General features: G+C 39.6%; 22 protein-coding genes. 9 read left to right on the forward strand and 13 right to left on the reverse strand.

Annotated elements, in window-relative coordinates:
• Positions 1-4 precede the first annotated feature (4 nt).
• The 3 genes from IO68_RS31015 to IO68_RS31025 form a co-directional block, all read right to left on the reverse strand.
• Positions 5-586, reverse strand: coding sequence for a dual specificity protein phosphatase family protein (locus tag IO68_RS31015; protein WP_031234923.1), 582 nt, complete (start codon positions 584-586; stop codon positions 5-7).
• A 1-nt stretch (position 587) separates the two neighbouring features.
• Positions 588-1397: an MBL fold metallo-hydrolase gene (locus IO68_RS31020; RefSeq protein ID WP_023014099.1), complete on the reverse strand. Its 810-nt coding sequence runs from the start codon at positions 1395-1397 to the stop codon at positions 588-590.
• A gap of 246 nt (positions 1398-1643) precedes the next feature.
• Positions 1644-2279 carry a peroxiredoxin gene (locus IO68_RS31025; protein ID WP_004877243.1) on the reverse strand — a complete coding sequence of 212 codons (636 nt, stop codon included), beginning with the start codon at positions 2277-2279 and terminating at the stop codon, positions 1644-1646.
• Positions 2280-2655: 376 nt separating this feature from the next.
• Between IO68_RS31025 and secA the strand changes: the two genes are divergently transcribed.
• Positions 2656-5388 (forward strand): preprotein translocase subunit SecA, encoded by a 2733-nt coding sequence (secA, locus tag IO68_RS31030; protein ID WP_023014100.1) that lies wholly within the window; start codon positions 2656-2658, stop codon positions 5386-5388.
• Positions 5389-5529: 141 nt separating this feature from the next.
• Positions 5530-5937, forward strand: coding sequence for a hypothetical protein (locus IO68_RS31035; protein ID WP_004877239.1), 408 nt, complete (start codon positions 5530-5532; stop codon positions 5935-5937).
• Positions 5938-5997: 60 nt separating this feature from the next.
• Here the strand turns inward: IO68_RS31035 and lpxO are convergent, their stop codons facing one another.
• The 3 genes from lpxO to trhA all read right to left on the reverse strand — a co-directional run bounded on the left by lpxO (position 5998) and on the right by trhA (position 9200).
• Positions 5998-6903: a lipid A hydroxylase LpxO gene (gene lpxO / locus IO68_RS31040; RefSeq protein WP_023014101.1), complete on the reverse strand. Its 906-nt coding sequence runs from the start codon at positions 6901-6903 to the stop codon at positions 5998-6000.
• Positions 6904-7127: 224 nt separating this feature from the next.
• Entirely contained in the window at positions 7128-8438 is a 1311-nt protein-coding gene (locus IO68_RS31045) for an MFS transporter (RefSeq protein ID WP_007482548.1), read from the reverse strand.
• Between the two features lie 120 nt (positions 8439-8558).
• A complete protein-coding gene (gene trhA, locus IO68_RS31050) occupies positions 8559-9200 on the reverse strand; it encodes a PAQR family membrane homeostasis protein TrhA (protein WP_007482550.1) in 642 nt (213 codons plus the stop codon).
• 101 nt (positions 9201-9301) lie between these two features.
• Here trhA and IO68_RS31055 point away from each other — a divergent pair, with 101 nt between their 5' ends.
• On the forward strand, positions 9302-10516 hold the full coding sequence (locus IO68_RS31055; protein WP_023014102.1) for a class I SAM-dependent methyltransferase: 1215 nt from the start codon (positions 9302-9304) through the stop codon (positions 10514-10516).
• Between the two features lie 9 nt (positions 10517-10525).
• The gene (locus IO68_RS31060) at positions 10526-10957 is read left to right on the forward strand and encodes a GNAT family N-acetyltransferase (protein WP_023014103.1); all 432 of its coding nucleotides are present in this window, start codon (positions 10526-10528) and stop codon (positions 10955-10957) included.
• Between the two features lie 18 nt (positions 10958-10975).
• On the opposite strand, the gene IO68_RS31065 is transcribed toward IO68_RS31060, so the two are convergent.
• The 3 genes from IO68_RS31065 to IO68_RS31075 form a co-directional block, all read right to left on the reverse strand.
• Positions 10976-11206 (reverse strand): hypothetical protein, encoded by a 231-nt coding sequence (locus IO68_RS31065; RefSeq protein ID WP_023014104.1) that lies wholly within the window; start codon positions 11204-11206, stop codon positions 10976-10978.
• Between the two features lie 248 nt (positions 11207-11454).
• Positions 11455-12309 carry a patatin family protein gene (locus IO68_RS31070; RefSeq protein WP_023014105.1) on the reverse strand — a complete coding sequence of 285 codons (855 nt, stop codon included), beginning with the start codon at positions 12307-12309 and terminating at the stop codon, positions 11455-11457.
• A 66-nt stretch (positions 12310-12375) separates the two neighbouring features.
• The gene (locus IO68_RS31075) at positions 12376-12600 is read right to left on the reverse strand and encodes a hypothetical protein (protein ID WP_007482557.1); all 225 of its coding nucleotides are present in this window, start codon (positions 12598-12600) and stop codon (positions 12376-12378) included.
• A 102-nt stretch (positions 12601-12702) separates the two neighbouring features.
• On the opposite strand from IO68_RS31075, the gene IO68_RS31080 reads away from it, so the two are divergent.
• Complete coding sequence (locus IO68_RS31080; protein WP_019383753.1) at positions 12703-13356, forward strand: hypothetical protein; 654 nt, start codon at positions 12703-12705, stop codon at positions 13354-13356.
• A gap of 46 nt (positions 13357-13402) precedes the next feature.
• On the opposite strand, the gene IO68_RS31085 is transcribed toward IO68_RS31080, so the two are convergent.
• From IO68_RS31085 to IO68_RS31095, 3 genes are all read right to left on the reverse strand, one after another.
• On the reverse strand, positions 13403-15538 hold the full coding sequence (locus IO68_RS31085) for a 3-hydroxyacyl-CoA dehydrogenase NAD-binding domain-containing protein (protein ID WP_023014106.1): 2136 nt from the start codon (positions 15536-15538) through the stop codon (positions 13403-13405).
• A gap of 10 nt (positions 15539-15548) precedes the next feature.
• Positions 15549-16754: an acetyl-CoA C-acetyltransferase gene (locus tag IO68_RS31090; protein WP_004877220.1), complete on the reverse strand. Its 1206-nt coding sequence runs from the start codon at positions 16752-16754 to the stop codon at positions 15549-15551.
• 286 nt (positions 16755-17040) lie between these two features.
• Positions 17041-17661 carry a hypothetical protein gene (locus IO68_RS31095; RefSeq protein WP_031234924.1) on the reverse strand — a complete coding sequence of 207 codons (621 nt, stop codon included), beginning with the start codon at positions 17659-17661 and terminating at the stop codon, positions 17041-17043.
• 249 nt (positions 17662-17910) lie between these two features.
• Here IO68_RS31095 and IO68_RS31100 point away from each other — a divergent pair, with 249 nt between their 5' ends.
• Positions 17911-18342 (forward strand): NUDIX hydrolase, encoded by a 432-nt coding sequence (locus IO68_RS31100; RefSeq protein WP_031234925.1) that lies wholly within the window; start codon positions 17911-17913, stop codon positions 18340-18342.
• A gap of 80 nt (positions 18343-18422) precedes the next feature.
• Here IO68_RS31100 and IO68_RS31105 read toward each other — a convergent pair whose 3' ends face one another.
• On the reverse strand, positions 18423-19436 hold the full coding sequence (locus IO68_RS31105; protein ID WP_004877216.1) for an AraC family transcriptional regulator: 1014 nt from the start codon (positions 19434-19436) through the stop codon (positions 18423-18425).
• 213 nt (positions 19437-19649) lie between these two features.
• Between IO68_RS31105 and IO68_RS31110 the strand changes: the two genes are divergently transcribed.
• The 3 genes from IO68_RS31110 (at position 19650) to IO68_RS31120 (ending at position 24667) form a co-directional block, all read left to right on the forward strand.
• A complete protein-coding gene (locus IO68_RS31110) occupies positions 19650-20768 on the forward strand; it encodes a CaiB/BaiF CoA transferase family protein (RefSeq protein WP_023014109.1) in 1119 nt (372 codons plus the stop codon).
• 144 nt (positions 20769-20912) lie between these two features.
• The gene (locus IO68_RS31115; RefSeq protein WP_171056570.1) at positions 20913-22133 is read left to right on the forward strand and encodes a carbohydrate porin; all 1221 of its coding nucleotides are present in this window, start codon (positions 20913-20915) and stop codon (positions 22131-22133) included.
• 137 nt (positions 22134-22270) lie between these two features.
• The gene (locus IO68_RS31120; RefSeq protein WP_031234926.1) at positions 22271-24667 is read left to right on the forward strand and encodes a glucose/quinate/shikimate family membrane-bound PQQ-dependent dehydrogenase; all 2397 of its coding nucleotides are present in this window, start codon (positions 22271-22273) and stop codon (positions 24665-24667) included.
• Positions 24668-24718 lie beyond the last annotated feature (51 nt).

The following is a 24718-nucleotide window of genomic DNA, read 5'->3' on the forward strand; positions in this document are numbered from 1 at the left end:
TGATTTAAGATGGATTCGACAGTTGCTGTTGAATCCATTTTACATTTTGAGGTGTAAATAAATGATCAATGTTTTTCCAAATCACATGATAACCATAGCCGCCTTCTTTCATTTCTTTTACGGCATCATCAATTGACCAATTTTCAAAAATAATTCGATACATGGCAATCGTTGCACCAGTACGGTCAGAACCGTGATAACAATGTACTAAAATTTTATGATTATTCTGCTTTGCTATTTGAATCGCTTTCATTGCTTTCAACAAATCTGAACGATTAATTGCCCACGTATAAATTGGAATATGAACCAAATTAAAATTCTGATCTTTTAAAACAATGGCATCTTCATTGCGAGCTCGCAAATTGATGATGGTATCAATTTTTTCAGATTTTAATGTTTGGGCTAACTCAGCATTTGGCTGCTCGCTTCGAAATACATCCTGACTCACTTGATAGAAATTGTGCGAATTTGAGATGAGTGTTCCCCAGTTTTGGGGGCGTTGCTCGTCATCTAAGCTCGGGTGCTTCATGCATCCACTGACACTCAGTGTCGTAACTAAAATCGTGGCAATAAGAGTTCTTTTCATATTACTGATAACGGTTAAATTCAACTGGATCGTGGGCACAAATTAACTCAATACTTGATTCGTGTTGAGCGAGATATTGTAACTGCTTGAGATTATGTATTCGTTGCTGGTTATTTTCTGCAAATAACCGTTCAGTGATACCGAGTGCACGAAGTTTATTGTTCGGATCTAACTCTAAATGTGAATAATAAGCATCACCACAGAAAAGTAACCAACCATCCGATTTTTTAATTGCAATCCCACAGTGACCAGCTGTATGTCCTAGCAGGGGAATCATCAAGATTTCATCTTGAAATAAAGGTAATCCTCTGACTTTTTGAAGATTAAACCATTCTTCGCCATCATTATGTTCAGCAAAGCTCCAATAGCGATGTTGTTTAAATTGGTCTGTTTTATAACGAAGTTTATTTTTGACAGATAAGGATTGTGTTGCATTGAACTCCGCCGCAAGCACATGAACGGTTGCATTTGGAAAATCAGTAATACCGCCTGCATGATCAAAATCGAGATGAGTGACAAAGATATGTTTCACATCATTTGGACTAAAACCGAGTTGTTGAATTTGTTGAATGGCACTTAATTTTAAATTTGATTCGATATGCCCAACTTTTTTAACCAAAGTACCTAGGCGCTTTTCCATATTTAAATAATCTTGTAAGCCCAATCCCGTATCAATCAGCACTAAGCCTCGATCAGTTTCAATTAAGAGGCAATGGCAGACCAGATGTGCTTTCCAACCTTTCTGTCCAAATAATGGCGCGCATACAGGGCAAAAGCTTCCACAATGTAAATGATGGATGTTATAGATCATGAGCGTTTTTATTGTGTAATGAGCTGACTTATTCTTATAGCCTATTGATGCGTGCATACCCAAATATTTATTTCAAAAAAATGCCTATCGAGTAGATAGGCGATGGAGTTTTAATTTTTTATATTGCAAAATTTTGTGTATTTTTCGCTTTAATTGAAGCCTTTAAAAGTTAATTACCAGCATAGCTATTTATCTTTCTTGCAGAGCTTTGTTGATTCTCAGGAACGAGCGTTGCTCGTTTGATCCTTACTCAGGCTGTGGTGTCAATCTTAAGTAAGGTTTGATAGCCTTATAACCCTTTGGAAAACGTTGTTTGATTTCATCTTCATCTTTTAATGATGGAACAATCACAACGTCCTCACCTTGTTGCCAATTCGCAGGCGTTGCAACTTTATGATGATCCGTTAATTGCAATGAATCGATCACACGAAGTATTTCATTAAAATTACGACCTGTGGACGCAGGGTAGGTAATAATCAGACGAACTTTTTTATTTGGATCAATAATAATGAGTGAGCGAACAGTTAGTGTTTCACTGGCGTTTGGATGAATAAATCCGTACAGCTCAGACACTTTACGGTCTTTATCCGCAATAATCGGAAAATTAACGGTCGTATTTTGAGTTTCGTTAATGTCTTGAATCCAATTTTTATGAGACTCAACATCATCAACTGAAAGAGCAATCGCTTTAACACCACGTTTGTTAAACTCCTCTGAGAGCTTTGCCGTAAAGCCTAATTCAGTTGTACAAACAGGGGTAAAGTCGGCTGGATGTGAAAATAAGACACCCCAATGACCATCCAAGAATGAATAAAAATCAATGTGACCTACACTTGATTCTTGTTGGAAATTTGGAGCGATATCGCCTAATCGTAATGTCATAATAAATCCTAAAAATATTGTGTAATGGTCTTGTATGAACTCAATATGCAGCATTCAATTTATAAAGAAAATTATTGTTTTTTGATGTTGTTATCCATTTTTAAGATATAAGCAAAAAAGCGGTGTTAAAATATTGATCAGAATTTCACATTCAAGTCGATGTAACTTAAATGCAAATTTGCTACATTAACCGTCTTTAGTTGATTGATGTCAGAATCGCCTAGCAGATTTTTTTACCTGTTTGGATGCAAAGCCCTTGTAGTTCTTATTTCTGACACCATAATAAGGCTTATTCAGCTTTCTTTGATGAAAGCTTTAAGCTCGAAAGCTAAGAAAAAATTACCTATTTAAACAAACAGGATTAGAGAGTTTATTCATGTTGGCAAGTCTGATCGGAGGTATCTTCGGTACTAAAAATGAGCGTGAACTCAAACGCATGCGTAAAATTGTTGAGCAAATCAATGCGCTTGAACCGACGATATCTGCACTAAACGATGCAGACCTTTCTGCAAAAACTCCAGAATTCAAACAACGATTTAACAACGGTGAAAGCTTAGATAAATTATTGCCAGAAGCGTTTGCTGTTTGTCGTGAAGCTGCAAAACGTGTGATGGGTATGCGTCATTATGACGTTCAGCTAATCGGTGGTATTACACTTCATGAAGGTAAAATTGCCGAGATGCGTACTGGTGAGGGTAAAACTCTCATGGGTACATTGGCATGTTATCTCAATGCATTAAGTGGTCAAGGTGTTCACGTGATTACCGTGAATGATTACTTAGCACAGCGTGATGCTGAGTTGAACCGTCCATTATTCGAATTTTTAGGTTTGAGCATCGGTGTGATTTATTCGATGCAAATGCCTGATGAGAAAGCTCAAGCTTATCTTTCTGATATTACTTACGGTACGAACAACGAGTTTGGTTTCGATTATCTTCGAGACAACATGGTGTTTTCTCTACAAGAGAAAAAACAACGTGGTTTAAGCTATGCGATTATTGATGAGGTCGATTCGATCTTAATTGATGAAGCGCGTACACCATTAATCATTTCTGGTCAAAGCGAAGATTCATCTCAGCTCTATCAGCTAATCAACAGTATTCCACCAAAACTACATCCACAAAAAGAAGAGAAAGTGGCTGATGGCGGTCATTTCTGGGTGGACGAGAAACAACGTTCGGTTGAAATGACTGAAGTGGGTTATGAAACTGTTGAACAAGAATTGATTCGTATGGGCTTGTTAGCTGAAGGTGAAAGCCTCTATTCAGCAACAAACTTAAACTTGGTTCATCATGTAACTGCAGCGATTCGTGCACATTATTTATATCAAAAGAACGTGCATTACATCATTGGTATTAATCCACAAACACAGAAAGAAGAAGTGATTATTGTGGATGAAAGTACTGGTCGTACGATGCCTGGTCGTCGTTGGTCTGAGGGTTTGCACCAAGCAGTTGAAGCCAAAGAGAACATGGAAATTCAACCAGAAAACCAAACGTTGGCAACCACGACTTTCCAAAATTATTTCCGTCTTTATAAAAAGCTTTCAGGTATGACAGGTACTGCTGATACTGAAGCAGCGGAAATGAAAGAAATTTATGGCTTAGATGTTGTGATTATCCCAACGCACCGTCCAATGGTTCGTCAAGATCACAACGACTTAATCTATCTAAATCGTAATGGTAAATACAACGCTATCATCGAAGAAATTACCAATATCCGTACTCAAGGTGTTGCACCAATTTTGATTGGTACAGCAACGATTGAGGCGAGTGAGATTTTATCTGCAAAACTACTGCAAGCTGGTATTCATCACGAAGTTTTGAACGCGAAACAGCATGAGCGTGAAGCAGATATTATTGCGCAAGCGGGTAGCCCAAATGCAGTAACGATTGCTACTAACATGGCTGGTCGTGGTACGGATATCTTGCTTGGTGGTAACTGGAAAGCCAAACTTGCAAAAATTGAGAATCATACTGCTGAAGATGAAGCTCGTTTACAAGCACAGTGGGAAAAAGATCACGAAGATGTTTTAAGTTCAGGTGGTTTACATATTATCGGTTCTGAACGTCACGAATCACGTCGTATCGATAACCAGCTGCGTGGTCGTGCGGGCCGTCAAGGTGATCCAGGTGTGTCACGTTTCTATCTATCTCTTGAAGATGATTTGATGCGTATCTTCGCGGGTGATCGTGTTGTTGCGATGATGCGTGCGATGGGTTTACAAGAGAACGAAGCCATTGAACACAAAATGGTGAGCCGTTCAATTGAAAATGCACAACGTAAAGTAGAAGCGCGTAACTTTGATATTCGTAAGAACTTATTGAAGTACGATGACGTGAATAACGAACAGCGTAAGATTATTTACTCTCAACGTGATGAAATCCTCGCTGAAAGTACGTTGCAAGATTACATCGAAGAAATGCACCATGAGGTGATGAAGGGTGTTATTGCGAACTTTATTCCACCTGAGTCAATCCACGATCAGTGGGATATTGAAGGTTTAGAAAATGCATTACGCGCGGATTTAGGGGTTGATCTTCCTATTCAACAATGGTTAGAACAAGATCGCCGCTTAGATGAAGAAGGTCTGGTTGCACGTATCTCTGATGAGGTTGTAGCACGTTATCGTCAACGTCGTGAACAGATGGGTGCTGAATCAGCGTCAATGCTTGAGCGCCACTTTATGTTGAACTCGTTAGATCGTCACTGGAAAGATCATTTAGCGGCGATGGATTACCTACGCCAAGGGATTCACTTACGTGGCTATGCACAGAAAAATCCTGAGCAAGAATACAAAAAAGAGGCATTTAACTTATTTGTGAATATGCTCGGTATTATTAAGTCAGATGTGGTGACTGATCTTTCTCGTGTACATGTACCGACAGCTGAGGAGTTGGCTGAGTTAGAGGCTCAACAGCAACGTCAAGCTGAATCTATGCGTCTTTCATTTGAGCATGATGAGGTTGATGGTCTAACTGGTGAATTGACGGTTTCAGAGGAAACTGAAGGTGATTTGAACCAAGCATTCCCTGTACCAGAAAGCCGTAATGCGCCATGTCCTTGTGGGTCTGGTCTTAAATATAAGCAATGTCACGGTAAAATCTAAGTAATTTAGATCAAATGGCATAAGAAGCAGAGCATAGGTCTCTGCTTTTTTACGAGAAGTAACTTGAGTCAAAACTGGCTTTGTAGTTTCATAAATAGACTTAAAGATCTTGATTGAATTCGCATTAAAAGCGGGAAGACAATGAAAAAAGCATTACAACTTTTAGTTTTAGCGAGTACAGCACTAACAGGTTTGGCATTTGCAAATGAGGCGACGCAAACGACGACTGTTGATAAAGTGATGGCTGCAAAAGGTTCAACTACAGCCGAAGCGCAAGTGAAACGTGAAGTGACGACAGTCGTCAGTCCTCGCACAGGAATCCGTTATACACTTGGTGATACGGGTAATCGTCCAATCGTATTGCAAACTGCGGCAATTGCACCTGCAAACTCTGCAAACATCAATCGTATTGTTGCGTCTAATCCAGCACTATCTGCAAAAAGCCAAGAAAAAGCCAAGATTGCTTTAATTGGTGAAGCGGCTGTACAAGCTGCTGATGCTGCGGCAGCTCAAACTGCAAGTGCTCAGACACAGCAAGCTGCTCAATAAGATTGTGTAGGTAATAAAAAAGAGATGCTTTTGCATCTCTTTTTTATTGATGAATCAGGATTATAGAATACTTGGTAGTAGGATTAAGCCAATAATAATAGCAAACAATAACCACTTCGAAGCATAGTAAAGTGGACGGTTACGAGCTTTTAAACCACGTCCATAGTGATGAACTGCATACCCATATTTGAAAATACGGTTGATAAAACCTGTTTTATCTTGATCGTCATTAGGCGAACTCGCTGCTGACATGACATTACGACCAAACCAATGGTTGAACTTTTGCGCCCAGCCCCATTTCATTGGACGTTCAATATCACAGAACAAGATGATGCGAGTTTCATCTGTTTTGTTTTCAGCCCAATGTACATAGGTTTCATCAAAAACCGTTGCCTCGCCATCTCTCCAGCTATAACGCTCTTGATCGACTTCAATAAAGCAATCATCACTATTTGGTGTTACGAGACCTAAGTGATAGCGTACTGAGCCAGCATAAGGGTCACGATGTTTACCTAAATAACTACCAGAAGGCAGTTCTGTAAACATGGCAGCTTTCACAGAAGGAATGCTTTCAAGCAAGGCAACTGTTTTAGGGCAAAGTTGTTGCGCAGATGGATGGCTGTCTTGGTACCATTTCAAATAGAAACGCTTCCAACCACGTTTGAAAAAGGTGTTAAAACCTGCATCATTATTTTTTTCAGCTGCTTTAATTTGATTTTGTAGCTGAATGGCTTCTTCTCGAATCACCTGCCAATTGTCTTGTAATGGTTGTAGCTCTGGAAATTGAGCAACATCAAAGAATGGCTGATTAGGTAATTTAGAAAAACCAGTCATAAACATGTTGACTGGTGCTAAGAATGTAGAATGGTCGAATAATTGTCGAGATGCTTTTAATCGTTCCTTACCACGGTAAAAAGTGTATAAAAAACTGACTAAAAATACGGCAACGATAATCACTGCGTACATAAGTACAATCGTCTAAAAAATAGGAGGCGGCTATTCTAGCATAAAAAATATTGCCGAGAATGTGTGGCGTTGATCAATATAATACGATGAACTGTGCTGTCTGATGAGTGGTTGTTCGATAGAAGATGAATGACGAGAACAAAGGCAGAATGGATGTAATTAACTTATAAGATCATTATTGGATAGGCTGAGCATCATAGTAATGCTCAGCCTAATATAAAACACTAAATTTGATTATTTACATCATCGTTTTTGGTTTCACGAATCAGTAAAAATGCAATTAAAGATAAGATTGACGCAACGCTGAGATATAAACCAACAGCGCCTAAGCCATAGCTTTCAGCAAGTTTTGTCGCAATATAGGGTGCAAATGAAGCGCCAAAAATACCTGCTAAGTTAAAGGTCAATGCTGAACCTGTATAGCGTACTGAGATTGGGAAAATTTCAGACAGCACCGTGCCGATTGGGCCATAGGTCAATCCCATGATCGAAAGCCCCATACATAAGAACAAGAATACGAGAATTGGGCTACCTGAGCCAAGTAAAGGGGCAAAGCACAAACCAAATAAAGCAGATAATACACATACGGCAATCGATGTATTTTTACGACCAAACTTCTCAGCAAAAATTGCAGACAAAGGAATAAATCCTGCAAAACATAAGGTAGCAACCAGTTGTAATTCTAAGAATTCACTGCGTGTATATCCCAACTGTGTTGTTCCCCATGTTAAGGCGAAAACGGTAGTGAGATAGAACACTACGAAGGTACAGATTGCAGCAATTGTGCCAAGCACTAACATTGGGAAATGTTTGGTCATCACCTCTTTGAAAGGAACATTGACCTCTTTCTGTTTGTTCAGAACTTTTTGGAATGCAGGTGTTTCATGCAGTTTTAAACGGATATAGAGACCCACTAACACTAAAATTGAACTTGCGACAAACGGAATACGCCATCCCCATGTCATAAATGCTTGCTCAGACATAAATGCAGTGAGTAATAGGAAGGAACCTGTTGCCAAGATAAAGCCAATCGGTGCACCTAGTTGAGGAAACATTCCATACCAAGCACGTTTACCTTCAGGGGCATTTTCAGTTGCAAGTAGGACGGCACCACTCCATTCACCACCTAAACCAAGCCCTTGACCTAAACGACACAAGGCCAATAATAAAGGTGCAACGATTCCAATTTGAGCATAAGTTGGCAGTAGACCAATACAAACGGTTGAAATACCCATGGTCAACAGTGCTGCTACAAGGGTTGCCTTACGTCCAATCCGATCCCCTAAGTGTCCAAAAATGGCAGCACCGATGGGACGTGCTATAAATGCGATCGCAAATGTCGCTAATGACTGTAAAATAGCTGCACTGCCACTGCTTTCAGGGAAAAATAGATGAGGGAAGATTAGGACTGCTGCTGTGGCGTAGATGTAAAAGTCAAAAAACTCAATCGTTGTTCCGACCAGACTGGCGAATAGTACTCTTACTTTTGAATTGGTTGCCACTTCTGTGGTGACAGTCGTAGAACTTGACGACATACAAGACCTTCATTTTTTGTGTTCAAGAAGCAGAAATGAAACTGTCTTGAAATTCCTTTTTGAATGCGGGATTTACTCAGAAAACTGAAAGTTAAGATTTAAGTTGTTGAGTGACCAAGCTTAAAGTACATAACAATAGATTGCTAGAAAGTGTAAACCTGCCCCTATTAGCACAAAAACATGCCAAATTGCGTGGGTATATCTTACCTTTTTTAAAGCATAAAACAACGTACCCACCGTATAGGCAACACCACCAGCGATGAGTAATTGAATTGCACCCTGTGAGAGATACTTTTGCATATCATCCATCACCAAAACAGCTAACCAGCCCATAACAAGATAAGCTGCTAAAGAGACCTTTTGGAAACGATGAATAAAAACTAATTTAAACAGTGTGCCAATCAAAGCAATCACCCAAAGTGCAATCAGTAAGTAATGCGCTTTGGCTGTTGGGATTGCGATACTGAGGAAGGGGGTATAAGTTCCTGCAATTAAATAATAAATCGCAGTGTGATCCAGTTTTTTATACCAATAACGTTTACGTTCATCTTGCGCAAAATGATAGATCATTGAACTAAACAGTAATAAGACAAGGCTGAAGCCATAGACCCATAGACTAAGCCATTGTCCGAGTGGCAATGTATGTCCCTTAATAATCAAGCATACAGATGCAATGAGTGCGAGTGCAGCACCTATACCGTGACTATATGCATTAAGTAGTTCTTCTTTCGGGTCATAGTCCAACAATGTTTTTGTGTTCATCTAGCAATTAGGCTGCATAAAAATACAACTGTATCGTAATGCAATTTCCCTTTTAAAGTAAGACGCTTTAAAATTTAGTTTCTATTTGTCAGGTTTTCATTATGTTTGCGCCGAATTTTTCATTTGAACAAGAACAGCAGTTTTTCTTGGATATCCAGCAATCGATTGAAAATCAAAGCTTTGATCGTCTGATCTTGAGTCAGTATAAAGGTGAGTTGGCACAATTAGAAAAAATGACATTCCGTCAAATTGAGTTACAAGGTCAAGCCACTTTATCTTGTCTATATCATTATCCGACACAAGACATGACCAAAAACTATTCTATTGATGAAGGTTTAGAAAAAATTGCTGAACTTTTATCGCAATCCAAACAAGCCAATCTATTTACTTTGCATGAAGATGTTCAACTTAAGAAAAATAAAAAGAAAGCGATGCTAAGTCGACAAAAAAAACAAGCAGAAGCAACTAAAATCGAGCAACAGCATAATCGTGAAAAACATCGTTATGTACAACAGCAGAGTCCATTTTTAAAGCATCTTGGTATTACTGATGAAAAGGGACACCTTATTCCAAGCATGGCACGTAAATGGAAACAGATTAATAAGTTTATTGAAATCTTTTCAAATGCCTATGAACAAATCGATGCATCCCAACAATCGTTGAACATTGTAGATTTTGGTTCAGGTAAAGGTTATTTAACTTTTGCTTTATATGATTATTTACAGGCTCAAAATAAAACGCCGTTGATTACAGGTGTTGAATTACGTTCTAACTTAGTTGAGTTCTGTCAGCAGGTCGCAGATGACGTTGGATTTAATCATCTTGATTTTTTTGAAGGTGATGTGCGTAGTTATCAACCAGCAAAATTAGATGTGATGATTGCACTACATGCCTGTGACATTGCAACTGATTTTGCGATTCATACAGGTATTCGTTTAAATGCTTCAATGATTATGTGTGCGCCATGTTGTCATAAAGAATTACGCCCGCAGTTGAAAAGCCCAGAAGTATTACAACCGATGTTGCAATTCGGAATCCATGCAGGGCAGCAAGCAGAGATGCTGACGGATACGTTGAGAGCGTTATTGTTGAAAGCCTATGGCTATGAAACCAAAGTTTTTGAGTTTGTTTCTTTAGAACACACCAGTAAGAATAAAATGATTTTAGCAACCAAACGTAAAGATATTCAGCAGCCTGATGAAAAAATTATGCAGCAGATTCAAGCATTAAAAGAAATGTATGGCATTCAAAAGCAAAGCTTAGAATTATTGTTGCAAGATCAAATGCCAATCGAAAATATCGGCTGTAAATGCTAAGAGAGAAATATGTTCAGCGTTAAATATGGTTCGTGGGATCAATTACAGCAGGATGCAAAACTCATTCGGGAATTGGTTTTTATTTCTGAACAAAACATTACTGAACAAGATGAGTGGGATGATCAAGATGCAATTTCTCAGCACTTTGTCGTTTATGAACAAAAACAACCGATTGCGACGGCTCGGCTATTAGTAAACAATAGTGTAGGACGTGTTGCTGTGCTCAAAACTTATCGTGGTCAGGGCATAGGTCGATTGATTATGCTGGAGATTATTGCTTACGCTCAGGCTCAAAAACGACCAAGCTTACAGCTATCGTCACAAGTTCATGCAATTTCATTTTATGAAAAGCTTGGCTTTAGCATACAAGGCGATGAATATGATGAGTGTGGCATCCCACATATTGAAATGGTGATGCCGATTGGTCTTCACAGTTTATAAGTGAATCATTCGATCAACTTATTTTTGCTGATTTTGCTCAACAACTTCTGATGCAGCAGATGCATGTTGAGCCAGTTGTTTTTCTTGTTGTGCTTTACGTTGCGCGCCCGGCATATAGTCAGGTTCTTGCGTCATTGCTAAATAGAAAAAGCTTAAAAAAATGGTGCTGAGTACACCAACGATGATGACAAATTTCCAGCCTAAAACAGTTTCGTTAGAATCTTTGTGAGAATTTGAGCGATCACTCATAAAAAATATCCAAAAATAAAAAAATTAAATTTTGCATTGTAATAACAAAAATAAAGAACTGAGCAATGCTCAGAAAACCATGAATATTATATGGTTTTATCCTGTGTTTGAGTGCATTTTCATGATTTATATTTTTGATTGAGTTGAAGTGATTGATTTGAAAATATTGAAGTGATTGGTTATGAATGTTTACGGAATTTGAACGAGAAGCCGTCAACATTGCTGAGATTGACGGCTTGATTATTTGATTAAAGCCACTTCCACTGCTCAATTGCTTTAAGCCCTGTTTCTATTCCAACATCATAGCTATAACGGATTTTGGCTTTGTTCTTAGAGAGACGGCCCGCCATATTTTTGAGATCAGGAGGACATACTTCTAAGATTTTTTGTTGTGATGACGAACGTACAAATTCTACCGAGTCATTATAACGTTGAGTCCGTGCTAATAGGCTCTGAGCAAATCCTCGTTGCTGTTTAAACATATATTTTGCTAGGAATTGATCACCTTTGCTGCTTGCTTTGAAGTAGCTTTTTGGTCGTGTACGCAACACCATAAGCTTTGAAACATTGTTTTGTTGAGCAGCCCAGTGGATGGGAAGGGCATCTGCTACACCACCATCAAAATAAGGTTCACCAAAGACTTCAACAGCTTGACGAGTCAATACAGGTATTGAGCTTGATGCTCTTAAACCTTCTAAGATATTGTCTTTTGACGCTTTGATATAGGTGGCTTCGCCTGAAATAGCATGAGTAAGCACCATATAGAATTCAGGATGATTGGCAAATAAATGACTTTGATTTAGCGGATGTTCTTTTTCAACGACATCCCACATCCATTTTAAATCCAGTAAGTCACCACCTTTAAAAAAGCGACCGTATTGGATAAATTCGGAACGAAGCGAGTGATCTAAATAGATTTGTAGCGTGCGACCTTGTTGTGCAGCTAAGTAATTGGCGAGATTGGTTGAACCAGAAGAAACTCCGACACATAGATCGAAGGGGTTAAACTGTTGCTGCAAAAATGCATCTAAGACACCGCTGGTAAATGCACCACGCATTCCACCACCTTCAACGACCAGTGCCTGACGATTTTGTTGAAGCATTGAAAATCTCGAATAACATGATAAATCCCTGTTTAACACAGATTTATCATGTTCGACAATAACACTTTAGTGATTATGTTGATGGCCTTCAGTGCTGTCCATTTCCATTGACATAGAGGATTGTGACATTTCAGCTGGAGTTACGGCTTTCTTTTGGTTCATTGGCATATAATCTGGCTCATTGTTGATCGCCAAATAGAAAATCACCATAAATAAAAAGCTTAAAATACAAGTGATGATGAGTGCTTTCCAGCCCCAAGGAGATGTTTCAGGACAGAGTTTTTCAGACATAAGAAATTCCCAAAAGATGCGAAAAAATAAAGCTTAATTGGGTAAAGTTATAGCATAGATTGTATAAAATTGCTTTGTTGATTTTAATGGAAGATCGTTGCAATGAAAGTGGAAAACTTAACGGCTATGATTGATGTGTTTAAAGCGCAATCTGAACCAATTGATCGCTATACTTCTTTTGATTATTGCTACAATTATTTTAAAACAACAGAAGATTTGACGGCTGATTTAGAAAAAAGTTGTTTGGTACTTGGTTTTTATTTAGCAAGTTGGGGAATGCTACGAGGTTCAAGTTTTTTATTGCAAAAAAGTATTAAATATTTTCAACCATTGATTGAATATTATGCAAAGTTAGATAAAGCAGTTTGGGAAATTGATATTGATCAATATAGTAATGAAAACATTGAACAAATTATGGATATTTATGATAAGACTAAGGGTTTAATCATTGCAGATAATCGCACTCATTTGACTTTAGTCACAAAGATTTTATTGGGTGTTTTTGGTTTCATTCCTGCATTTGATCAATACTTTTGTCAAACTTTTAGAAAGCTATCGAATAATAAATGTGGGTTTAGAGTGGTGAATCCGACATCACTAGCTTTATTAAATGAATTTTATCTTAGTAATAAGTTAGAGATTGATGAAGTGTCTGAAAATACATATACAAAAGATTTTAAAACAGGTGATAAAACTGATATTTCTTATCCAAAAGCAAAAATTGTTGATATGTATGGTTTTACTTACCGACCATAAAAAAGCGTTCTTCCGAAGAAGAACGCTTTTTTAATTGTAAGCGATATTATTTAAAAGCTTCACCCGAGGCTGCCTGTTTTTTTAGCAATTCTGGTGCCTTAAAACGTTCACCAAATTTAGCAGCAAGCTCTTCTGAGCGTTGAAGTGATTGCTCAATACCATTTTGATTGAGGAACTGAATTGCTCCACCTGTCCACGGTGCAAAACCGATCCCAAAAATAGAACCAACATTGGCATCAATCACTGACTCTAAAACACCTTCTTCATAGCAGCGTAAAGTATCGAGTGCTTGAACAAACAGGAAACGGTCAATCATATCTTGTTCAGAAATATCATTGGCTTTTGTCCAACGGCTTAGACCATCCCATAAATGTTTTTTACCATTTTCAGGATAATCATAGAAACCAGCACCTGCGGCTTTACCTTTACGATTCAGCTCATGAATCATGGTGTGAACCACTTCATCCACAGGTGTTTTTGGTGAATCTTTACCTTCTGCTTGAAGTGCTTTTCGTGTTTCTCCTGCAACATGCTCGGTCAACGTTAAAGAGACTTCATCTTGAATTGCCAATGGACCTACAGGCATACCTGCTTTGAGTGCAGCCATTTCGATTTTCGCTGGATGCACGCCCTCAGCAAGAAGACGCATACCTTCTTGAATAAAGGTTCCGAATACGCGACTGGTGAAGAAGCCACGGCTGTCATTGACTACGATTGGCGTTTTAGCAATTTGCTGTACAAAGTCATAGGCTTTAGCCAATGTTTCGGCAGAAGTCTCTTTACCTTTGATGATTTCGACCAATTGCATTTTGTCGACTGGGCTAAAGAAATGCAGGCCAATAAAATTCTGTGCATCTTTACTTGCTGTCGCTAAACCCGTAATTGGCAGAGTAGAGGTGTTCGATGCAAAGATTCCACCCTCAGCTAAATACTGTTCAGCTTCTTGAGTCACCTTGGCTTTGAGTTCTTGATTCTCAAATACCGCTTCAATAATCAAATCACAGCCTTGCAGATCTGCTGCATCAGCGGTTGCAGTAATTAGTGCTAAGACTTGATCACGTTTTTCAGCAGACATTCGACCTTGCGAAACGCGTTTATCAAGGAGCTTTTGTGAATACGCTTTACCTTTCTCTGCATTTTCTACAGACACATCTTTGAGTACTACAGGAATGCCTTTGATTGCCGTTGAATAAGCAATCCCAGCACCCATCATTCCTGCACCCAATACACCGACTTTTGTTGCTTGCCATTTTGCAACATCAGCAGGGCGACTTGCGCCCGATTTAATTGCATTTAGACCATGCCAGAATGTACCGATCATGTTCTTCGATACTTGCCCCACAGTCAGTTGAGTGAAGTAGCGTGACTCGATACGTAAAGCGGTATCCACATCGACTTGCGCACCTTCAACCGCGGCAGCCATGATCGCTTCAGGAGCAGGATAGCAACCTTTGGTTTTGTCACGTAGCATCGCAGGAGCAATTGCAAGTACTTGAGCCACCGCAGGCGTTTTAGGGTCGCCACCTGGAATTTTGTAACCTTTGACATCAAATGGTTGTTGTGATTTCGGATTGGCTTTCACCCAAGCAATCGCTTTATCTAAAAGCTCTTGTTCATTTTCAGCCGTGTCATGTACTAAACCAAGCGATTTTGCTTTATCGACACCAAATTGCTTTCCTTCCATCAAGAAGGGAAATGCATTTTGTAGACCAAGCAAACGTACCATACGCACGATACCACCGCCACCTGGGAGCAAGCCTAAAGTCACTTCAGGTAGACCAAACTTGGTTTTTGGATCATTGATCGCAATACGATAATGACAACCTAAAGCGATTTCCCAGCCACCGCCAAGCGCAGTACCGTTTAAAGCTGCAACAACAGGCACACCTAAAGTCTCAATCGTACGTAAGTCACCTTTGAGTTTTTCAATCATTTTGAAGAACTCAGTCGCATGTTCAGGTTGTACTTGAATCAGTTCATCCAAGTCACCGCCTGCAAAAAAGGTTTTCTTGGCAGAACGGAAAATAATGCCTTTCAGTTCAGTTTCAGCCTTTAATTTTTGACTGACTTCATCGAGTGAATCGCGGAACTCTGCATTCATAGTATTTGCAGATTGACCAGATGAATCAAGGGTAAGAATTACAATATTGTCAGCGTTTTTTTCGTATTTAATAGCGCTCATGTTGTTCTCCTTACACCAACTCGATAATGGTAGCGATACCCATACCACCACCGACACATAATGTTGCTAGACCACGTTTTTTACCTTGACGTTCTAACTCATCAAGTAAAGTTCCTAAAATCATGGCACCAGTTGCACCCAATGGATGACCCATTGCAATCGCGCCACCATTCACATTGACTTTTTCGGCAGGTACTTTAAGTTCATTGATGAAACGCATGACTACAGCAGCAAATGCTTCATTCACTTCAAAAAGATCGATATCATCAATTGTTAAGCCAGCTTTTGCCAATGCCTTGCGAGCAGCAGGGGCAGGACCTGTTAACATAATGGTTGGATCTGTACCGACCAATGCTGTAGCGAGTACTTTGGCGCGTGGTTTTAGGCCTTGTTCTTTGACCGCTTTTTCAGAAGCAAGTAGTACAACCGCCGCACCATCCACGATACCTGACGAGTTACCCGCATGATGCACATGATTGATTTTTTGAGCTTCAGGGTACTTCTGTAATGCAACTGCATCAAAGCCCATTTGTCCCATCATTTCAAAGCTCGCATTTAGCTTTGCTAACCCTTCAACAGTGGTATTGCCTTTAATAAATTCATCTTTTTCTAAAATCATGACACCTGAATGATCTTTTACAGGCACAACTGATTTATCGAAATAACCATTTGCTTGAGCAGCAGCGGCTTTTTGTTGTGAGCCGACAGCAAATGCATCGACATCTGCACGGCTATAGCCATCCAACGTTGCAATAAGATCTGCGCCAACGCCTTGTGGAACAAATGAAGATTTTAAATTGGTTTCAGGGTCAAGTGCCCAAGGACCGCCATCTGAACCCATTGGAATACGTGACATTGACTCTACGCCACCAGCAACGACAACGTCTTCCCAACCTGAACGTACTTTTTGTGCTGCCAAGTTCACCGCTTCTAAGCCAGATGCGCAGAATCGATTGATTTGTACCCCTGCAACATCATCATTCCAACCCGCGGCAATTGCTGCAGTTTTTGCAATATCACCACCTTGGTCTGCAACAGGTGTTACACAGCCTAATACGATGTCATCAACTTTCGATGTGTCGAGTTGATGGCGTTGTTGTAATTCATTCAGTAATGAAGTCAGTAAAGTAATTGGTTTTACTTCATGAAGTGAGCCGTCTTTTTTTCCTTTTCCGCGTGGCGTGCGAATGGCATCAATAATGTAGGCCTCGCTCATAGGTTTTCCTTGTATCACCTTAAAATTGTTGTTTATCGAGTGTACTCAATTTAAGTGCTAGTGCAATGATGATAAACGTTGGCAAGTTTGATGTTTTTCGCCAATTGTTCAGATTGCTCTTTAGCTGCAAGATGAAAGAAATAAAAAGCTCGAATCAACTACTCTGATTTTAGTGAAGATGTTTTATCTCATTAGAAATCAATCTAATAAAATGATATTAATTGGGGATTTTAGAGTCTTAGTTGATGATCTTAATTAATCAGCTAAGACTCTAAATTTAATTGTATTAGCTTTCAGCTTTATAGTCTTTTAACGGAATGCACCATTGGTTCGGATCATCTTGCCAACCAAGACCGAGTGAACCAATTTCGAGTACATTGGTGTAGAGATCGCCGCCACTATTTTTATTTTTCTCAAATGTGGCATTTACGGTGTAGTCACCACGGTCAGCGAACATATAAACATCTGCTCCGAATACAAGACACGCATTAGAAAAAGTTCTTCCTGTATGTTGGATATCATCACCTAATACGACAGTACGACCATCGAATACCATGTTGACGTTGTCTTTTTTATAACTGTCCAAAGGTTTGTCCCAGTCGATACCTTGGACACGATATTCATCAACAACTTTGCCATCTTCACTATAGGCATGTATGGCATATCTTTCGTCTTTAGTTGCGTATACATAGTGAAACTGATCACCATAATCTGCCGTGGATACAGGCTTTCCAAAACGCTTGGTGACGCTATTAATTGTATCTTTGACACGAAGCTGTTGACCTGAAATATTGATCACAGGAGGAGTGACTAATTGCTTTGCTTTGTCAGCAGATATGGTTTTTGCTTGTGATGAATGTGTACATGCTACTAATAGTAAAGCCGTAAACACCATAGAAAACTTCATACGATTTCCCCATAAATATTTAAAATTAAAGCTAAATTGGATTTGTTGTAGCTAGTTTTGATTTTAGATATATTAGATTGCTTAGAATGAATCTACAAATAAGATATCGGAAAGTCTTTAGGGAAATTAAGATTTTAGATTAAATAAAAAGAGATGATTCTGTCGATAGCTTATCGAATTTAAGATTTTTTATTATAAAGCATTGTAATGATTGTTATTTTATAATTTATGTTTAGCGAAGACGAAAGAATGAATCAGATCAAAACCAAGGCACTTTGTATTTTCCGTTATAAGGAGAAGGTCTTACTTTCAAAAGGATATGATCCTAGTAAAAATGAAAATTATTTAAGACCGATTGGTGGCGGGATTGAATATGGTGAATTGTCTGAACGGGCTGTATGCCGTGAGGTAATGGAGGAAATTGATAAGCAAATTATTTATCCAAAGCTCTTAGGTGTGTTAGAAAATTTATTCACTTTTGATGGTCAGCAAGGGCATGAAGTTGTTTTTATTTATTGTGCTGATTTTGTTGATGAGTCGATGTATCAAATTCAGCAAATAACGGGACATGAAACGAACGGATCAACTTATTTGGCGCAGTGGTTCAGTAAAGAAGAGATCGAAGATAATCATTATGCTGTGTATCCCAAAGGTGTTGAGCAGTGGTTATTTACAACATAAAAATTAAACTTATTATTAATGCTATTTATTATAAGAGGTAGTGTTCAACTCTTAAAAGTTGAACACTTGTATAGAACACATTAATTATGGTGTCCGTGCAACTGACGATACAAACCAGGTGTCACGCCTGTCCATTTTTTAAATGCACGGTGGAAGGTACTGGTTTCACTAAATCCAACCTGTTGAGCAACATCTTCAAGCGTAAGATTCGGTGTAAGTAATAAGTGAATTGCTGCGTCACGACGCAAGGCATCTTTGACACCTTGATAGCTTTTACCTTCTGCTGCTAAGCGACGACGTAAAGTCTGTGGTGAAAGATAAAGCATTGATGCTACATCATTAAGTGTTGGCATTTCTTCGCCAATTTGACTTTTCAATACATCACGAATACGCGATGTTAATGAATTGGTATTTTTGAATTTCACTAACAATTGCGCTGGTGCAGCTTTGAGAAACTCTTCTAAAGTGTTTTCATCTTGTCGAATTGGTAAATCGAGATAATCTGCAGCAAAGGTAATTTCTGTGCGTGGCGCATCAAATTGCATTACTGGCGCAAAGAACAGTGCGTCATATTCATCGGCGTGGTTTGGGCGTTCATAGCCAAAATGAACGCGTTCTAAAGGTAATCGACGCTCAATTAACCATGAAGCAAGACCATGCCAAATCATCAGCATACTTTCAGTAATGAAATGATCTGGATCGAGTGCTTTTGGAATATGAGGAACCAAACGAGCTTCATGCTTATCGCGTTCTAAACTGACAGACCATTCGTCTCCAAACAATTTGTAGAATTGAGATGAAAGCTCTAATGCTTGTCCAAGTGTCTTAGAATGAATAATCAATTGACACATGATTGCGAATGTACCTAGACGACGTGGTTGGACATCAAAGCCAACGTGCTCATCTTGAGTGACCATCCATAACATTTTTACAAAGCGAGTGTATTGCTCAGGGGAGATTCGAGCTTTAGGTTGGCGCAGCAATTCTGCTTCTATACCGACATGTGAAAGTAATGTTTCAACGTCCATGCCTAGGCGCTTAACACCTGTTAAAGCCGCATTCACGAAGTGGATGCTGATCGTATCACGGCTCATATTGAATCCTTCAGTTTCTTTACTGTTCACGATAATTGACCTAAATAACCGTCTAAAATATCAAATTGGGCAATTGACAAGAAAAATAATTGCTCATTCTGTACATGTTAAATTGCCGAAACTATCAAGGTAAATGGCTGAACATGACATTGTTTTTGTGTTTATCCAAACCTAGTATAAAAGAAAATTTGAACAAATTGAGTAAAAATTATTATGCCATCTGCTTTAAAGGGATTGAAAGTCCTAGATTTTTCAACTTTATTACCTGGTCCATTTGCGAGTATGTATCTAGCAGACATGGGTGCAGAAGTTATCCATATTGAGTCACCGACTCGCCCTGACTTAGTAAGGATTATGCCACCCTATGCGAATGGTCAGGCCACTGCACATAGTTATTTAAACAGAAATAAACAGTCGATTGCATTAGATCTTAAAGATGCAGCCAATATTGAGTTGCTGAAAAATAAAATCTCTGAATTTGATATTGTGGTTGAGCAATTCCGACCAGATGTGATGCGCCGTTTAGGTTTGGATTATGAAACTTTAGCTGAGATTAATCCGAGATTAATTTATTGCTCGATTACGGGGTATGGTCAAACAGGGGCATACAAAGATCGAGCAGGGCATGACATTAATTATCTTGCGCTTGCTGGTGTCTCAGGGCATAGCGGTCGTCAGGATAGTGGACCACCCCCATTAGGGATTCAAATTGCAGATGTTGCAGGAGGTTCTTTACATGCCGTGATTGGGATTTTGGCAGCAGTTGTAGAGCGTCAACGTAGTGGTATGGGGCAATACATTGATATTTCGATGACAGATTGTGTGGCGAGCTTAAATAGCATGGCTGCTTCAGCAAGTCTTGCTGGGCAGACACCTCAGGCTCCAGAACAAGGTATGCTGAATGGTGCGAGTTTCTATGATTATTATGAAACCAAAGACAGTCGCTATTTTTCAGTAGGCAGTTTAGAGCCGCAATTTATGGCCGGTTTAGCAGCAGCATTAGACTTACCGATTCTGCTGGCAAAAAGTGCATCCTTTGATCCTGAAGATCGTCAAGCCGTTAAGCAGGCATTGCAGGAGAAATTTAAGACCCAAGATTTTGCAGCATGGCAACAGCTATTCCAAAATCTCGACATTTGTGTTGAGCCTGTACTCAGCCTTGACGAGGCATTAGTATCGCCAATTGCTGATCAACGTGGCTGGGTGGTCGATGTTCCATTGTCTGAAAATGCAGAGCAAACTGAACCGCAGCTTGCATGTCCAATCAAGTTTTCTCGTTCGAAAATGAACTATGCATTTATAGGGCAAGGCTTGGGTGAGGGCAAATGGTAGAAAATATGTGCATTCAATCACTGATTGTTAACATATTGTACAGATCATTAACATTTTGAATAAATTGTAATTTCAAAATCGGAGTAACCTTTTATATACAAAAACATAAAAGGTTACGTAAACATGACAATCTCTAAACCATTGATTGTTTCTTGTTTATCCGTTCTATCATTGAGTCTTTTCGCACAACAAACTCAAGCAGCCGAAGCTTTTGACCCAAATGGTCAATGGCTGTTTGGGGATTGGAACGGTCAACGCACTGCGTTGCAAGAACAGGGTTATAACTTTTCTGCGGATTACACGGGTGAGTTTGCAGGGGTTTTAGATTCTAAACAGCATTCAAGTCATGGTAGTGAATATACTGGACAATTGGCTTTAGGTACACATCTTGATCTAAACAAAATTTTAGGTTGGCAAGATACAGAAGCTCAGATCACGATTACCTATCGTGATGGCCAGTCGCTTTCTCAAAAAGCAGATGGTCTGCAAGGACATCTGAGTTCAGTGCAAGAAGTTTGGGGACGTGGTCAAACTTGGCGCCTTACTGATCTCTGGATCAAAAAGAAATTTTTAGATCAAGCCTTAGATATTAAAGTTGGTCGTTTTGGTGAAGGTGAAGACTTTAATAGTTTTGACTGTGATTTCCAAAACTTAGCTTTATGTGGTTCTCAAGTCGGGAACTGGGTTGGTGATCAATGGTATAACTGGCCTGTCAGTCAGTGGGCATTACGTGTTAAGTACAACCTCCAACCTGATCTTTATGCACAAATCGGGGCTTATGAATACAACCCTGAAAATTTACAGCGTGGTAAAGGTTTTAATCTGAGTACTGATGGTTCTCGTGGGGCAATTATTCCTGCTGAAGTTGTATGGACTCCAAAACTAGGCGCGCTTTCTCTCCCAGGTGAATATCGTTTTGGCTATTACTACAGTACGGCTGATGCAACTGAAATCGAAAATCCAAGTAAGACAGGACACAAACAAGGTGGCTGGTTCTCAGCCAAGCAACAGTTAACTCAACATAATGGTCAATCTGATCGTGGTTTAACTGGTTTTGTAAATGTCACAGTACATGATTCAAAAACCAATGCTGTTAAAGACATGCAAAATGTTGGTTTGGTCTACAAAGGCTTACTTGATCAACGCCCGCAAGATGAACTTGCTCTAGGTGTGGCTCGTATTCATGCCAATGATAAAAACAACAATCTTTTGGATGAAGAATATAACACTGAGTTGTATTACGGCGTCCATGCAACCAACTGGCTGACGATTCGTCCAAATATTCAATATATCCATCATGTTGGTGCATTGAAAAATGGCGATAAAACGTGGGTTGGTGGGATTAAGTTTCAAACTATTTTCTAACTAAAAGTTGAGAAACTTTGCACATTTAGTCAATGCATAAGATTACATCTGCAAAGTTTCCTTGATGAATTGAATTCGACCATTGAAAGGTTTTGTCCTTTTCATGGATCTAAAATCAAAAGATGCAAGGTGATCTTATGAATCAATCTGCTTCAAAATCTGGGCTTAGAACATTGACGGTCATTATTATTGGCCTGATTGCATTGTTCTTGCTCATTGGCGGTGTCTGGCTCGCGACAATTGGCGGGTCTTATTATTATGTAATTGCTGGTGTGTTGCTACTGATTGTAGCAGTACAACTTTATAAGCGCGCATCTGGCCCATTATGGGTCTATGCCGCGTTAATGTTATGGAGTGTGATTTGGGGTGTTTGGGAAGTTGGAACGGACTTCTGGGCACTTGCTCCGCGTCTTGATGTTTTAGGTGTTTTGGGCTTGTGGTTATTAGTACCTGCTGTAACGCGTGGTATTGATAAGCTAGGTTCAAGTAAAGTTGCACTATCATCTACGTTAGCAATTGCGATCGTCGTGATGGTGTATTCAATCTTTAATGATCCACAAGAAATTAATGGTGTAATCGAAACGCCTCAACCTGAACAAGCAAAAGCAGTCGATGGCGTTGCGCCAGAAGATTGGCCTGCTTATGGTCGTAGCCAAGGTGGAGAGCGCTATTCTCCATTGACTCAAATTAATGACAAAAATGTCAAAGACTTGAAAGTGGCTTGGACATTCCGTACAGGTGATTTCCGAACTGAAAATGATTCAGGCGAAACAACCAATCAGGTGACACCGATCAAGATTGGCAACAATATGTATATGTGTACCCCACATCAACATTTGATTGCACTTGATCCTGCGACAGGTAAAGAAAAATGGCGTTTTGATCCAAAACTCAAAACGGATAAAACCTTCCAACATTTAACTTGTCGTGGCGTGATGTACTACGATGCGGCGAATACCACTGAATTTGCTACCAGTTTACAAGCGAAAAAGTCTAGCTCTGCTGAATGTCCACGCAAAGTATTCGTTCCTGTAAATGATGGTCGTTTAGTTGCGGTCAATGCTGATACAGGTAAAGCATGTTCTGATTTTGGGCAAAATGGTGAAGTGAATTTACAAGAATTCATGCCATATGCTTATCCAGGTGGCTATAACCCGACATCTCCGGGTGTTGTATCAGGTACTACAGTGGTCATTGCCGGTTCGGTTACTGATAACCATTCGAATAAAGAGCCATCGGGCGTGATTCGTGGTTATGACGTGAATACTGGTAAATTGCTATGGGTATTCGATACTGGTGCCGCTGATCCAAATGCAATGCCAGGTCAAGACACAACATTTGTGCATAACTCACCAAACGCTTGGGCGCCACTTGCCTATGATTCAAAACTAGATATCGTTTATGTTCCAACAGGTGTCGGTACACCAGATATTTGGGGGGGAGATCGTACTGAGTTAAAAGAACGTTATGCGAACTCAATGCTAGCGATCAATGCAACGACTGGTAAGCTTGTTTGGCATTTCCAAACCACACATCATGATTTGTGGGATATGGATGTACCATCACAACCTTCATTAGCAGATGTCCAAGATAAATCAGGTCAAACTGTTCCAGCGATTTATGTCTTAACCAAAACGGGGAATGCTTTTGTATTAGACCGTCGTAATGGCCAGCCAATTGTTCCGATTACTGAGAAGCCAGTTCCACAAACTGTAAAATGGGGTCCGCAGACTAAAGGTGAGTTCTATTCAAAAACTCAACCATTCTCTGATTTTAACTTAGCGCCTAAAGATAAATTGACAGATAAAGACATGTGGGGTGCCACAATGTTTGACCAGTTAATGTGTCGGGTGAAGTTTAAACGTTTGAATTACGATGGCATTTATACACCACCTTCTGAAAATGGCACTCTCGTATTCCCTGGCAACTTAGGTGTGTTCGAGTGGGGCGGTATGTCTGTGAATGCTGATCGTCAGGTCGCAGTTATGAATCCGATTGGCTTACCGTTTGTGAGTCGTTTGATTCCTGCTGATCCAAACCGTGAGCCAGTTGCACGTGGTGCAGGTACAGAACAGGGCATGCAACCGATGTATGGCACACCTTATGGTGTTGATATTAGCCCATTCCTTTCACCATTCGGCTTACCATGTAAACAACCAGGATGGGGCTTTGTTGCTGGTGTGGACTTAAAAACGCATGAAGTGGTCTGGAAAAAACGTATTGGTACGATTCGAGACAGCTTGCCACAATTGTTCCAATTGCCACCTGTAAAAATTGGTGTACCAGGTCTTGGTGGATCGATTTCAACTGCGGGTAATGTGATGTTCGTGGGTGCAACCCAAGATAACTACATTCGTGCATTTAATGTTTCAAATGGCGATAAGTTATGGGAAGCACGTTTACCTGCAGGTGGACAAGCTACACCAATGACTTATGAAGCCAATGGTAAACAATATGTCGTGATCATGGCAGGTGGGCATGGCTCATTCGGTACTAAGATGGGTGACTATCTCGTCGCTTATGCTTTACCTTAAATCCCTCCCAACCTCCCTTTCATAAAGGGAGGAGTTCCCCTCTTTTTAAAA

This window comes from Acinetobacter sp. COS3 (genome assembly GCF_000475335.1).
Lineage (GTDB): Bacteria > Pseudomonadota > Gammaproteobacteria > Pseudomonadales > Moraxellaceae > Acinetobacter > Acinetobacter venetianus.